This window comes from Actinopolyspora alba, assembly GCF_900112765.1.
In the GTDB taxonomy this organism is placed as follows: Bacteria; Actinomycetota; Actinomycetes; order Mycobacteriales; family Pseudonocardiaceae; genus Actinopolyspora; species Actinopolyspora alba.
In genome coordinates this window covers 24,188-37,878 of sequence record NZ_FOMZ01000003.1, presented here as the reverse complement: position 1 = coordinate 37,878, position 13,691 = coordinate 24,188, and the positions used below count along the sequence as shown (strand labels likewise).

The 13,691-nt window shown below is 68.4% G+C and carries 11 protein-coding genes and 1 riboswitch; of the genes, 3 read left to right on the top strand and 8 right to left on the bottom strand.

Features of this window, described 5'->3' with window-relative positions; genetic code table 11:
• Positions 1 to 476 precede the first annotated feature (476 nt).
• From BM150_RS04780 to BM150_RS04765, 4 genes are all read right to left on the bottom strand, one after another.
• Complete coding sequence (locus tag BM150_RS04780; protein WP_092924515.1) at positions 477 to 1,895, bottom strand: cobyrinic acid a,c-diamide synthase CobB; 1,419 nt, start codon at positions 1,893 to 1,895, stop codon at positions 477 to 479.
• Positions 1,889 to 2,503, bottom strand: a complete 615-nt coding sequence (gene cobO / locus BM150_RS24655) for a cob(I)yrinic acid a,c-diamide adenosyltransferase (RefSeq protein WP_092924513.1) — start codon at positions 2,501 to 2,503, stop codon at positions 1,889 to 1,891. The genes BM150_RS04780 and cobO overlap by 7 nt, the downstream gene beginning before the upstream one ends.
• A gap of 345 nt (positions 2,504 to 2,848) precedes the next feature.
• Entirely contained in the window at positions 2,849 to 5,053 is a 2,205-nt protein-coding gene (locus tag BM150_RS04770) for a VWA domain-containing protein (protein WP_092924511.1), read from the bottom strand.
• A gap of 36 nt (positions 5,054 to 5,089) precedes the next feature.
• Positions 5,090 to 5,258: riboswitch (cobalamin riboswitch) on the bottom strand.
• A gap of 43 nt (positions 5,259 to 5,301) precedes the next feature.
• Complete coding sequence (locus BM150_RS04765) at positions 5,302 to 5,778, bottom strand: GNAT family N-acetyltransferase (protein WP_175496692.1); 477 nt, start codon at positions 5,776 to 5,778, stop codon at positions 5,302 to 5,304.
• A 152-nt stretch (positions 5,779 to 5,930) separates the two neighbouring features.
• Here BM150_RS04765 and BM150_RS04760 point away from each other — a divergent pair, with 152 nt between their 5' ends.
• On the top strand, positions 5,931 to 6,932 hold the full coding sequence (locus tag BM150_RS04760; RefSeq protein ID WP_175496691.1) for an adenosine deaminase: 1,002 nt from the start codon (positions 5,931 to 5,933) through the stop codon (positions 6,930 to 6,932).
• Between the two features lie 185 nt (positions 6,933 to 7,117).
• Here the strand turns inward: BM150_RS04760 and BM150_RS04755 are convergent, their stop codons facing one another.
• Positions 7,118 to 7,972 carry a serine protease gene (locus tag BM150_RS04755; protein WP_245755261.1) on the bottom strand — a complete coding sequence of 285 codons (855 nt, stop codon included), beginning with the start codon at positions 7,970 to 7,972 and terminating at the stop codon, positions 7,118 to 7,120.
• Positions 7,973 to 8,295: 323 nt separating this feature from the next.
• On the opposite strand from BM150_RS04755, the gene BM150_RS04750 reads away from it, so the two are divergent.
• Positions 8,296 to 8,931 (top strand): LysE family translocator, encoded by a 636-nt coding sequence (locus tag BM150_RS04750; protein ID WP_092924509.1) that lies wholly within the window; start codon positions 8,296 to 8,298, stop codon positions 8,929 to 8,931.
• Positions 8,932 to 9,025: 94 nt separating this feature from the next.
• On the opposite strand, the gene BM150_RS04745 is transcribed toward BM150_RS04750, so the two are convergent.
• Positions 9,026 to 9,829: a S1 family peptidase gene (locus BM150_RS04745; protein WP_092924507.1), complete on the bottom strand. Its 804-nt coding sequence runs from the start codon at positions 9,827 to 9,829 to the stop codon at positions 9,026 to 9,028.
• A 375-nt stretch (positions 9,830 to 10,204) separates the two neighbouring features.
• Here BM150_RS04745 and BM150_RS04740 point away from each other — a divergent pair, with 375 nt between their 5' ends.
• A complete protein-coding gene (locus tag BM150_RS04740; RefSeq protein ID WP_092924505.1) occupies positions 10,205 to 10,750 on the top strand; it encodes a YbhB/YbcL family Raf kinase inhibitor-like protein in 546 nt (181 codons plus the stop codon).
• 85 nt (positions 10,751 to 10,835) lie between these two features.
• Here the strand turns inward: BM150_RS04740 and BM150_RS04735 are convergent, their stop codons facing one another.
• Both BM150_RS04735 and BM150_RS04730 read right to left on the bottom strand, forming a co-directional pair.
• Positions 10,836 to 12,101 (bottom strand): hypothetical protein, encoded by a 1,266-nt coding sequence (locus BM150_RS04735; RefSeq protein WP_175496690.1) that lies wholly within the window; start codon positions 12,099 to 12,101, stop codon positions 10,836 to 10,838.
• On the bottom strand, positions 12,098 to 13,636 hold the full coding sequence (locus BM150_RS04730; RefSeq protein ID WP_092924503.1) for a cellulose synthase operon protein YhjQ/BcsQ: 1,539 nt from the start codon (positions 13,634 to 13,636) through the stop codon (positions 12,098 to 12,100). The genes BM150_RS04735 and BM150_RS04730 overlap by 4 nt, the downstream gene beginning before the upstream one ends.
• Positions 13,637 to 13,691: the final 55 nt, after the last annotated feature.

The following is a 13,691-nucleotide window of genomic DNA, read 5'->3' as shown; positions in this document are numbered from 1 at the left end:
CCGCCTCACGCGGTGCAAGTAATACCACTGCGGACAATCGATACGCGCCGCACCCGGTACGGCCGTTCTCCCGCGTCGAGGCGGTCGAATCACCGGTGAACCGACGGAGGTCTCCGACTCGTCCCGCTGTCGCACGTGGCGCAGGCGAGCGGCACTCGGTCTGTCGAAAGCACCGCGCATCGCTCGTCGACGCGACAGTGAAAAGCCACGACGCGTACTGATCGACCGTATCGCGACACCGCCGACGACACCGAGTGCACCGTTCCGGCCGCACACGGCACACGAACGGGAACAATCGTTCCAGAGTGGATCAAGCACGTCGGCCTGCCCGGCCGACCCGAGCGGGCAGGGGGAGGAATTCGAAGTCGAGCCGCCGGGGCCAACAGGGTCTCCCCGCCACGTACTCACTCGAACGACAACCGCGGAACGCGAGAACCACGCCCGATCGGCGACCGTGGTGCCGTTCGGGACCGGGTTCACCGGGCGTGCCGCCAGCGGGAGCACTCCCGCACGAACCGCGCGATCGCCCCGGGTATCGCGACCGGGTGGGTGTGGAGGTAGGAAGCGTGCAGCCTGTCGCGCACGAACCCCTCGGTCACCACACCGTCGTCGCGCCAGAACCAGGCCGGATCTTCCCCGGCTGTCCGGGTGAGCACGGTGCGGTGGAACTCGTGCCCGGAAACCCGACTGCCCTCGTGGAACAGCACCGAGTCACTCGCCGCCACCGCCTCCCGGTAGCCGAGCGTGAGCCGAGGGGACATCCGCGCGTCGACGTCCAACACGCCGCACAACGGATATCCGTCCAGACTCCGCGCCAGATACAGCAGGCCCGCGCATTCGGCGTGCACCGGCAGGCCGTCGGCGACACGGCTCGCGATGTCGTGACGCAGCCCCTCGTTCGCGGACAGATCCGCGACGTACTGCTCCGGGAACCCACCGGGCAGAATCAATCCGCTGGTGCCCGCGGGGAGCCGCTCGTCCCGCAGCGGATCGACCACGGTGACCTCCGCACCCGCGGCTCGCAGCAGTTCGACGTGTTCGGTGTAACCGAAGGTGAACGCCGATCCACCCGCCACCGCCACCCGAGGCGAACCCGCCGTCAGCTCGCTGTCGCCGATCGCGGTTTCGGGGCGCCACGGCTCGACGGACATTCCGGAAGCCGAAGCGGCGAGTGCGGCCACCGCGTCGAGATCGACCCCCGAGGCGACGATCCGCGCCATGCCGGCGACGGCGTCATCGGCCCGTTCACCGTGCTCCGCGGCGGTGACGAGGCCGAGATGGCGCGAGGGCACGTGCAGCTCGTCGGCACGGGCGAGGACACCGAGCACGTTGATTCCCACGGAGCGCGCGGCCTCGCGCAGAATCCCCTCGTGCCGAGCCGAACCGACCCTGTTGAAGATCACACCTCCCAGCCGCAGTCCCGGTTGGAAAGCACGGAAACCGTGCAACAACGCGGCTACGCTCTGACTCTGCCCCTTGGCGTCCACCACGAGCACAACCGGAGCGTCCAGCAAGGAGGCGACGTGAGCCGTCGAACCGTAGGACGGCACTTCGTCCACGGAACCGAGCCTGCCGTCGAACAGCCCCATGACACCTTCGACGACGGAGAGGTCCGCCCCCTCGGCGCCGTGGGCGAACAACGGGGCGACACGGCTCTCCCCGACCAGGACGGGGTCGAGATTACGACCCGGTGCACCGGTGGCCACGGCGTGATACCCGGGATCGATGTAGTCGGGCCCCACCTTGAAACCCGCCACCTTTCCGAGCCGTTCCCGCAGCGCCGCGAGCAGTCCGGTCGCGACGGTGGTCTTGCCGTGCCCGGAGCCCGGAGCCGCGATCACGACGCGCGGACGGGCGGCACCGGTCACCGTGGCCGAAACCGACCGGGTCACCACTCGATCCCCTTCTGTCCCTTCTGACCGGCATCCATCGGGTGTTTGAGCTTGCCGGTCTCCAGTGCCAGATCGGCGGCGTCGAGCAACTGCTGCGGAGCACGCCTGCCGGTGATCACCACGTGCTGGAATCCCGGGCGCTGCCGCAGGGTTTCCACCACTTCCGCCACGTCGACCCATCCCCAGTGCAACGGGTAGGTGAACTCGTCGAGCACGTAGAGGTCGTGCCTGCTCTGCTCGATCCGGCGGGCGATCTCGTGCCACCCCTCCAGCGCGGCCTCGGCGTGGTCCTGCTCCGTGGAGCGTTTGCGGGTCCAGGACCACCCCTCACCCATCTTGTGCCACTCGACCGGACCACCCTCGCCGGTCTCCTCGTGCAACCTGCCGAGTGCCCGGAAGGCCGACTCCTCGCCCACCCGCCACTTGGCCGACTTGACGAACTGGAAAACCCCGATGGACCAGCCCTGGTTCCAGCCGCGCAACGCCATTCCGAACGCGGAGGTGGACTTGCCCTTCATGTCACCGGTGTGCACCGCGAGCAGCGGACGGTTGCGACGCTGCCTGGTGGTCAACCCGTCGTTCGGTACGGAGTTCGGTTGTCCCTGTGGCATAGCAGGATCTCCAAGCGAGTACGGTCGTTCGCTCCCACGGTCCCGATCGAGGGGCGTGGACAGCGGTAGGGTGTGAAGTGGGTACCACGGTCGCGTGCGGAGGGTTCGGGACGGCCGAACCGCGAGCGGACACCGGTCTCGTCATCGGATCGCGGGAAACACGCCTCGTCCACGGACCACGCCTCGTCCAGGACGCCAAGAGAACGCCCTCGCACTCAACCGGCCTGGGGGTGCCGGGAGCGCGAGGGCGCTTTGGTCCACCCCTGGGGGTCAGGTGGACACCACGCATTGTATCAGCAATCGCCTCCACACCGTGCACGACGGTGCGCTCCCGACGGAACGGAGTCACGCGAGCACCGCACCGGCTTCCCGCGCGGCGCGCACGACTCCGGCGACGTTGTCCGCGGAGAGTTCTTCCAACCGCAGGTTGGGCGCTCCGAGCACGTGCGCCAGCCGGTCGGCCATGCCGAGACGCACCGGCCCGTTCTCGCAGTCCACCACCACGGAGGCCACGCCCATTTCGTTGAGCAACGCGGCCGAACGCATCGCGTCGTCCACGGCGCGACGGCTACGCGTGGCGGCGTCGCCCGCGGCGTCGACGCCCACAGTGGCCTTACCGTCGGTGAGCACGACCAGCAGGGGGCGGCGCCGCGGATCACGCATCCGCTCGGTACGGATCACCTTGCGAGCCGTGAGCAGCCCGCCCGCCAACGGCGTCTTGCCGCCCGTCGGCAGCCTGCGCATTCGAGTGGCAGCGGTGTCCACCGACGAGGTCGGTGGCAGAGCGATCTCGCCGTCCGTCCCCCGGAAGGTCACCACTCCCACCTTGTCCCTGCGTTGGTAGGCGTCGCGAAGCAGTGCGATGACCGCACCGCTGACGGCGGACATCCGCTCCCTGGCAGCCATCGACCCTGAGGCGTCCACGGCGAAGAGCACCAGATTGCCCTCGCGCCCTTCGCGCACGGAGTGGCGCAGATCGGTGGCGTGCAGCCGCAGGCCGGGGCCGGAACGTCCCCGGGAACGCTGGTGCGGCGCCGCGGCGGCCAACGTGGCGGGCAGGTGAACACCGTGACCGTCCACCGCGGACGAGCGCACGACCTGACCGGTACGGGAACGCGACCGCGAACGCCGTCCCGGCGCGCCTTCGCCGAGCCCGGGAATCTCTAGCAACCGAGCCCGGAACGTGGTGTCCGAAGCCTCGGAAGTCCGCTCTCGTGGGGCTTCACCGGAGCCGTCTGAACTGTTCCCGTCCGAATCGTTGGCAGTGTTACCGGCGGCATCCTCGTCGGAGGGCGGTCTCCCCTCGGCGCCTCCCGAGGGGGCGTTGTCGGGCCCCTCGGGGCCGTCCGGAGCGCCGGTGCCACCACCCCCGGAACCGTCCTCGTCGTCGGGGCCGTCATCAGGGCCGTCGTCAGGGCCGGCATCGGGGCCTTGCTCGGAGTCGTTCGGCTCGGAACCACCGTCCGAATCGGACGTGACCGAGTCCGCCGAGGCCTCCTGCCGCTCGGCGTCCTGTTCGGCATCGGCCAGGGCCTGCCGCAACTGCTGCTCGTCCATGCCCGGCTCGTCGAACGGATCGCGCCGTCGGCGGTGCGGCAGCGCCAGCCTCGCCGCGGCTTCCACATCCGCCGCGGCGACGGCGTTCACTCCCCGCCAGGCCGCGTGCGCGACCGCGGCACGCGCCAGCACCAGATCGGCGCGCATACCGTCCACCTCGAACGAGGCACACACCGACGCGATCCGGCGAACCTCGGAGTCCGGCAGCTGGACGGAGTCGACCCGGGAGCGGGCATCGGCGATGCGTCGCGCGAGCTCGGCGTCCTCCTCCGCCCATTCCTTCGCGAACCCGACGGGATCGGCCTCGAAGTGCAGTCGACGACGTACCACCTCGGTACGTGTGTCGACCTCGCGCGAAGCGGCCACCTGCACGGTCAGCCCGAAGCGGTCCAACAGCTGGGGACGCAGCTCACCCTCTTCCGGGTTCATGGTGCCGACCAGCAGGAACGACGCCGCGTGCGACAGCGAGACCCCCTCACGCTCGACGTGGGAGCGGCCCATGGCGGCGGCATCGAGCAACAGGTCGACGAGATGATCGTGCAGCAGGTTGACCTCGTCGACGTAGAGCACCCCGCGGTTGGCCGCGGCGAGCAACCCGGGCTGGTAGGCGCGGACTCCCTCGGTCAACGCGCGTTCGACGTCCAGCGATCCGACCAGGCGGTCCTCGGAAGCCCCCACCGGGAGTTCCACGAGGCGCGCGGGACGACGAGCACCGGCCGTCGCCTCGTCGTGCGGCCCGTCGGGGCAGTCCGTGTCCGGCTCGGCGGGATCACAACCGAAGCGGCAGTTCTCGACGACGTCGAGAGCGGGCAACAGGGCAGCGAGCGCACGCACGATGGTCGACTTCGCGGTGCCCTTCTCGCCCCGCACCAGCACCCCGCCGATACGCGGGTACACCGCGTTGAGCAGCAACCCCAGTCGCAGATCGTCGTGCCCGACAACCGCGGAGAACGGGTAGCGCACGGTGGACGGTGCCGATGTGGCAGCGGTCATCGCTGGTATTCCTTCCTAGGGTCTCGGACGCCCCTGGTTGCGGAACGCAGCAACGGCAGTGTCCTGACTCCCGGATCGACGCGCTTCTCCGGCCTTCCCGGGTGACTCCCGGTGACCATTCGTGGGAAAACCGCTCCCCGGTCACAGTGGCGCCGGCCGTGCCGGATTCACACCGGCTTCCTGACCGTTGCTTGCTTGGACCACGTCGCATCCTCGCAGAAGCCCGTTCGGGCACCAAACGTCGTGCCCTATCGCGTTACTCCCGTCACTGTCGGGTCCCGATGCATGTCGATGTGCGGTATCCCGTCCTCCTCGTAGGGCTCGCCGTACTCGACGAACCCGAACGACCGGTAGAACCCCGCCGCGTAGGTCTGGGAGGAAAGTACCGCATACGACTTGCGGACCTCGGCGACAGCGGCACGCATCAGTTTCTTGCCGAGCCCCATTCCCCGACCGGAGGGGGCGGTGCACACCCGTCCGATCCGGAAGGAGCCGTCGGGTTCCTCGAGCAGTCGCAGGTATCCGAGCACGCCGGAATCGGCGGAGTCGATCCAGAAGTGGCGGGTTGCCCCTTCGAGGTCACGACCGTCGAGTTCCGGATAGGGGCAGTGCTGCTCGACGACGAAGACGTCCACGCGCAGCCGCAGCATACGGTAGAAATCCTCCGGGGCGAGATCGGCCGTGTAGGCGCGCTGCACCGCGGTGGCGAGGGGATGCGGGTTCACCCTCCAGTACCTATCACACCGTCGCGCGATTCCGAGCGGTCGTGGCGTGCGGAGTCGGCCACGCCACGTCTCGACGGAGGGCTCCACGTGGAACGGGGCGGAACAGTTACGTTTACTTGCTTCGGTTCGCGGCCACAGGAAGGGACGAAACGTTGAGCACGGAAACCTCGACGGCACTGCGAGTGCCCAAGACCGAGCTGCACATCCACATCGAGGGTGCGCTGGAGCCGGAACTGACGTTCGCCCTCGCCGAGCGCAACGGCATCACGCTGCCGTACGCGGGAGTCGAGGAGCTGCGCGGGAAGTACGAGTTCGGTGACCTGCGGTCGTTTCTGGATCTGTACTACACCGGGATGAACGTGCTGCGCAGCGCGGCGGACTTCACCGAGCTGGCCGATGGCTATCTCGCCAGGGCGGCGGCGCAGGGGGTGCGCCACGCCGAGATCTTCTTCGACCCACAGGCACACACCACCCGAGGGGTGGCGCTGGAGACGGTGCTCGATGGCCTGGAGGCATCGTTGTCGAGCAGCGAGCGCCGCTTCGGTATCAGCACCGAGCTGATCGCGTGCTTCCTGCGCGACCGGGGCAGTGAGGAAGCGGCTCGGATGCTGGACGAGCTGTTGGAGCACCGGCAGCGCATAATCGGCATCGGCCTCGACTCCGCGGAGCTGGGGCATCCGCCGGGAGACTTCGCGACAGTGTTCTCCCGGGCCCGGCAGGCGGGACTCCGGCTGGTGGCCCACGCGGGCGAGGAGGGGCCCGCGGACTACGTGTGGCAGGCGCTGGACGTGTTGGGGGTCGAGCGGGTCGACCACGGCGTTCGGGCTCTCGATGATCCCGAGCTGGTCAGCAGGCTGGCGCGTGACCGTGTTCCGTTGACGGTGTGCCCGCTCTCGAACGTAAGGCTGCGCGGCGTGGAGAACCTGCGGGAGCACCCCTTGCCCCGGCTGGTCGACGCCGGTGTGCTCACCACGATCAACTCGGACGACCCGAGTTACTTCGGTGGTTACGTGGGTGACAACTTCCGGGCGATCGAGCGGGAGCTCGGGTTCGGTGAGGCCGCGCTGCGCGAGTTCGCGCGCAACTCCGTCGAGGCGTCGTTCCTCCGGGACGGCCGACGCGAACAACTGCTGGCCGAGATCGAATCGACGTGAATCCAGCGGGAGCGTGACCTCGGTATCCGCGTGGCCGGACGTGGGGCCGCGCTCCGCGGACGGTCACGATAATGGCAGGCACCTCTCCGATGGGGCGCGTGCCCGCGTTCACCGCGGCGGAGTGGCCGTGACGGGTTCCCCGGAGCGGGCCGCTCCGCGTCAGCGGGCGAATTCACCGGACGGGGTCACCGGGCGAGGTCGCGGATCCTCGCCGCGTAGGAGGAGAGTCGCGTGTAGACGCCCGGAAAGTCGGGGCGGGCACAGCCGCTTCCGTAGGAGACCAGGCCGACGAGTCTGCCGTCGACCACGAACGGTCCTCCGGAGTCGCCGCCGCACGCGTCCTTGCCTCCCTCGGGATACCCCGCGCAGAACATCGACTCGCGGTCGAACCCCGGGTAAGCCCGGGAACACCGGAAGTTGGACATCACAGGGACCCGCACCGAACGCAGCACCTGGGACGTCGGTTCCGATTCGGCGGTGCGTCCCCAGCCGTAAACGGTGCCGGTGGTCCCCGGCCGGTACCGCTTACGCTCTCCGGCGTCCACCAGTTTCAACGGCGGCGCGGACGCCCCGCTCCGGAGGGTCAGCACGGCGACGTCGTCACCACGGGTGAAGTGCTCGTACCGCGAGTGCCGCCAGACACGTTCGACCGCGATCACCTCACCCTTCCGGGTTCGGAGATCACGACGGTCGAGCACGACCCGGATGTCGGTGGCGCTCCTGGCCGCACCGGTCGTCGGATCGAGTGTGCAGTGCGCCGCGGTAACGACCTCGCGAGCGGAAACCAGCGCACCCCCGCAGAAGTGAGCCCCCGAGGAGTCGGTGAGCGCGACGGCCCAGGGCGCGGCTTCCGGGGCGGTCACGGTACCGCCGACGATTCTGGCCCGCGCGTCACCGCGACCGGTCATCGACTCCGCCTGAACCACGGCGGTCGTTTGCACGGCCCACAGCAACGGAACCAGGCAGCACACGAGCACTCGAAGTCGACGTCGCAGCGGTCGGTTGACTCCCCCGCGGGAAGGGCCGCCGTGAGCACGCAACAGTGGTCTCCAGTTCTGCCCGAGTGTGTCGACTCCACGACGGAACGTATCCGCTGGTGTTGCACCGAACACAGGAGGGACAACTCACAGCTGTGTCGTAATTTTTTTCGTTATACTCGGCTTCAGTCGAAAAAGTTGCTCCACGATCGGACTTTGCGCGGCATTAATCCTGAAATGCCAACTGGGTGGTCCGACAAGCAACGAGACGGGCTCCACGATCTACCCCCGAACGTGTGAAGCCTGTCGCCCACAAGTGACCTCTTGTCGGTGAAACGTGTGTCGACGACCCGAATCGGCCACGGTCGCGTACGGAAAGGAACGGCATGCTGCTGGATCCGGGAACCCTGCCGGGCTTCGTACTCATCAGCACGGCGGTGATACTCACACCCGGCGTGGACACGTTCCTGTTGCTTCGCACATCGATGAGGTTCGGGACACGCCCGGGGCTGTACACCCTGGCGGGCATACACACCGCGAGCCTGGTTCAGGTGGCCCTGGTGATCTCGGGCCTGGGAGCACTCGTCACCAGCAGGCCGGAAGTGCTCTCGGTGCTGAAGTGGGTGGGAGCGGCTTATCTGATCTATCTGGCGGTGACCATCCTGCGCGGACTCTGGCGCTCCCGGCACGGCGACAGCGCCGACGTGCTCGGTGACGCCCCGGCGACGCCGGATGCCAATCCGTACCTGCGTGGCCTACTCAGCAACATCACCAATCCCAAGATGCTGCTGTTCAGCCTGGCCTTTCTGCCGCAGTTCGTGGGATCCGCGAGCAGTCCGGCCCTGCAGCTGACGATGCTCGGGCTCGTTTTCCTGGCGCTGGCCGCCGTTTGGGAGCTGGCGATCGTGCTCGGTGCCTCCCGGGTGGCGGGCCGACTGCGGAAGCCGAGCATCCGCAACTCGCTCGACGTGGTCAGCGCGGCAGCGTTCCTCGGACTCTCCGTGGGACTGGTCGCCGGTTGACCGCTCCGGCACGAGTACCCCAAGCGGGAAACAACCGCTGCCGGAGACCCCCGGGGCACCGTGACCATCGGTCCGCTACCGGGCCCGGTTCGACTCAGAACCGGGCCCGTATCCGGTCGGCATAGGCCGCCACCTCGGTGTAGACCCCCGGCTTTCCCGGACGTGCGCATCCCACGCCCCACGAAACGATGCCGATGATCCTGTTCCCCACGACCAGCGGACCTCCGGAATCACCCTGGCAGGCGTCCACTCCCCCATCCGGATATCCCGCGCACACCATCGCGTTCGGGACGAACTGCCGGTCGTAGATCTCGGCACACTCGGCATCGCCGACCACCGGAACCGTCGCCCGGCGCAGGACCTCCGATTTCTGGCCTCCTTCGGAGCGGGCTCCCCAGCCCAGCACGATCGCCTCGGTGTTGTCGCCGTAGAGTTCGTCGCTCGGGGTGGCCAGTTTCACGACCGAACGTGATGTGGATTCACGAAGTGTCAGCACTGCCACGTCGGCCCCTCGGTAGGGAGCGCTGTACTCGGGATGAACCCAGAAGTCGGTCACCCCCACGACCCGGCCCCGCTGACTGTTCTTGTCGGCACGCCCGGCCACCACGCGGACGCCGGGGGATCGACGATCGATCACACAGTGTGCCGCGGTCACCACCTTGTTCGAGGCGACCAGCGCACCGCCGCAGAACTGCTCTCCCCGGGAATCGATCAGATAAACCACCCAGGGGTACTGGTCGATGTCGGCGGGTTTCCCTCCGACGATCGGTGTGGCCGATGCCGTGTTCAGCTCGGGAGGTGGCTGCTCGGTGGCAACCGTGGTCGTGGGAAGCACAGCCCAGAACACGAGAGCCACGAACAGTACCGCCGGAAGGTTGGGCCACGAGCGTCGTCGCATTCAAAGCTCCCTGTAGCGGTCACCGCCCTCCGGAGCGGTACTCCGGGGAAACGGAAAACGATTACCGGGTTTCGCGCATTGGTGGTCGTTCGTAACCGAGCCGTCGCGGCCAGTGTCCACGACCTCGCCGCTGACGGCTCACAAGCAAGCCGAAACTGGACAGTGACTCACCTGATCGAGCGACAAAATGGCGTTTCCGGCGCAACTACCGGAGAACGGCGCAGCGCTGGAGAACGACTCGCCCCGGTTGGAGCTCGCCGGGAGTGGCCACGACCGACGCCGGAGCGGTGATTACGGTGGAAGCAGCCGATCACCGAAGGACGGCGATTCCGGCCGAGGTGTACCGAAATCCGATCGACGAGAAGGGTAGACGCAATGAGCCTGGAGCGTCCCATCGATCCCGATCCCTACAGTCTGCTGCCCGAAGTGCCGTCGTTCACGGTCACCTCGAAGGACGTAACCGATGGCCAAGCCATGTCCGAGGCCCACGCCTACGACGGCATGGGGGCCGGCGGCGACAACGTCTCGCCGCAGCTTTCCTGGCACGGCTTCCCCGAGGGCACGAAGAGCTTCGTGATCACCTGCTTCGATCCGGACGCCCCCATCCCCGGTGGGTTCTGGCACTGGGTACTCGTCGACGTCCCGGCCTCGGTCACCGAGCTGGCGACAGGTGCGGGTGACCGAAGCGGTACCGGCGTACCCGAGGGCGCCTTCCACGTGCGCAACGACGTGGGAGAGCATGCGTTCGGTGGAGCGGCTCCCCCGCAAGGTGACCGTCCGCACCGCTACTACTTCGCGGTGAACGCGGTCGACAGTGCGAAGCTCGGCGTCGACAGCACCGCCACTCCGGCCGTGGTCAACTTCATGCTCGCCTTCCACACCCTGGGGCGTGCCGTGATCGCGCCGACCTACGCGCACTGAACGGCCTTTCGGCCCGGTTGTCACGGATCACCCGTCGTGCGGCCCCGGCTGAGGAGCGAGGCCGCACGACGACGGTGGCGACACTTCACCGCGCGCGGGAGATCCCCGGTTCCGCCGCCAGGGGACTCGGTTCGGAACGGACCAACGTACGCAGCCGGTACGCGGCGTACCCCCCGCCCAGTGCCAGCGCCCAGGGCAACGCGGCGACCGGGGCACCGAGCGACAGCGCCGTGGTGGCCACGGCCAGTCCCATTACGGAGTCAAGCAACCGCGGCAGGAACACCGCACGGGACATGCGTCGGGTTACGAGCTCGGTGGCATAGGGCAGTCCCGCCGCCCACAGGGCGAGATAGCCGACCCAACCGAACACGGCCCCGGCATCGACGCTCCTGCCGAACAGCGGAGGAGCGAGCAGCAGGGCCAGCACCGCGGACAGCAGTCCCGCCGCGACCGTTCCGCCGCACAGCGAACCGGCGGCCCTTCCGATCAGGCGCGGGTCACGTGGGTCACCACCCCGCTCGCGCGCCGCCAATTTGCCCAGCAGCAGGCTTCCCGAACCGTTGATCACGACCTGCACCGGAGCGACCACCAACCGGGCGAGTTCGAGCACACCGACGGCCGCCGTGGAGATCAGCCCGGCCACCGACAGCCGGGCGGCCAACAACGTCAGCGGACGCAGCCCGGACTGCAAGGCGCGCCACACCGCGAACCGGGCCAGTCCCGGCAGTTCGGTGACCCCCGGCCGCAACCCGCGCCACTCGGAACCGGGCAACTGCCACAGCCCGAGCGATACCGCGGCGAACGCACCGCAGCACATCGATCCGAGCAGCACCTCCGGAGTGGGTTCCCCACTCACCCCCAGCAACACCGGCAACGCCAACGCGGTGACGACAAGCGAACACGCGTCGTTGAGCAGCAGGGCGCGGAAGGACACCCGGACCACGAACAGTCTGCGCACGGTTTCGGCGGCCAGCTTGCTGCCCACCAGCAGCGCGTACGGGACGGCCAGGCGGATCCCGCCACCGGAGAACGTCAGTGCCAGTACCAGCGCCCCCGACACGCACAGCGCGGCCACCAGCAACGCCGCACTGACCAGTGCCGCGCGGTATCGGGGTTCGTGCCGGTCGAAAACGGTGAAGCTGTCGCAGACGAAGCCGATGTAGAGCGCGTTGGCCCCGACGAGCATGGCGAGCAACACCGCGAACACACCGTACTGGGACAGTCCCAGCGAAACGGCCGCGACCAGCTGGACCAGCAGGCTGGTGGCGGCGGTGATCCCCTGCGCCGCCACGCCGGCCACCCCGTCCCGCACCTGACCACGAAGCCATCCGGGAATTCGGTGCGAGGTCACTGTCCACCTCGGTGAACGGTTGTCGCGGAAACTCGACCCTGTGTCTCGCCCTGCTGCTCGTTGTGCTGCGCCCCAGTCGGGGAGCTCTGCGAGGCGAAGGTGAAAACGTAACCGGCGATCTTGCCCCCCAGCAGTTCGATCCGTTCCCGCGCCCTGCGCAGCGCGGCCACGGAACGCTCCTTGCGGACGGTGAGCACGACTCCGTCCGCGGCGGGGACCAGCGCGCTGACCTCGGGGGCGGACTCCAACGGCGGCAGATCGACCAGCACGAGATCGTAACCACCCCGGGCTTCCACCATCGCTCTGCGCAACAGCGAGGAACGGAAGTAGTCGGGAGCTCCCTCGCTGGCACGCCCGGCGGGAATGACGCGGAACTCGATACCGGGCCCCACCTCGATGACCCTGGTGGAAGCGTGCACGGTCGCCGCGCCGGTGGCGATGGGGGCCATGCCGTACCAGTCGTTCTGCAACGCGACGTTGTGCGAGAGCTCCCTGGTCCGCACGGCCGCGTCCACCACCAGCACCCGCAGCCCGTCCCGGGCGGCGGCTCCCGCCACCTGCAGCACCGTGGTGGTGGCACCGTCCCCGGCGGAGACTCCCGTCACAGCCACCAGCCCGCCTCGGACGGTGTTGCGCAGCACCGAGGAAACGAGTCGGTAGGAGCCCAGCGGCGGCACCACCAGGTTGTGCAACCGAGCGGTCTCTCCCTCACCGAGCGCTTCCACCTCGCCCAGCAGTGGCTCGTCGGACAACCGCGCGAGGTCCGCGGCATCACGCACCCTGCGGTTGCGATCGGCACGCGCCCAGGCGACCGTCGCGGCCAACAGCACTCCCACCGCGAATCCGACGACCGCGTCACGCAGCAGGGCGGTGATGACACCCGAGGAATCGGTAACAGCTTTGTCTACGAAGGACACACCATCGCCGAACTGGCCGGAGGCGATTCTGATCTCGGTTATGCGCTGGTCCAGCTCGCTGATGGTGCGGCTGGAGGCCGAATCCACGCCGGAACCGGATTCGGCGATGTCGGCGACCAACTGTTCACGTCGGTTGCGCAGCGCCTTCAACGCCTTGTCCGCCGCCGCGGATACCTCGGCCCTGGACTCTCGTTGGTAGGCGGCCACGACGGCGTTGGCGATCTCGGTGGACCGTTCGGCATCGCCTATGTCGACCCGCACGAGAATCGAGTCACCGTTGTCGGAGGCCCTGGCGGTGACCGCCTCACGCAGTTCCTTGATCGTCTCCTGCCCGCCGAGCCGTTCACGGGCGGTCCCCAGTGTGCGATCGGAGGTCACGAACAGCGCACGCTGGTTGACATAGCGCACGAACCCCGATTCACTCGTGATCTCGAAACCCAGCGCCTGTGCCGAGTCGGGGGCCTTGAGCACGATGCGGGCCTCGGCGACCCCGGCACTTCCCACGGTGAGCGCGACGACGACGCTGACCAGGACGGTGCCGACGACGATCCCGAGCGAACTCAATCGATAGCGCCATAACGCGCCGAGAATGTTCGGGGCGGGCAGGGGTTCATTCATGCGAGCTCCATTCGACGCGTGAGCGGTCGCCGGGGAGGGGCACGATCGAGCTGCT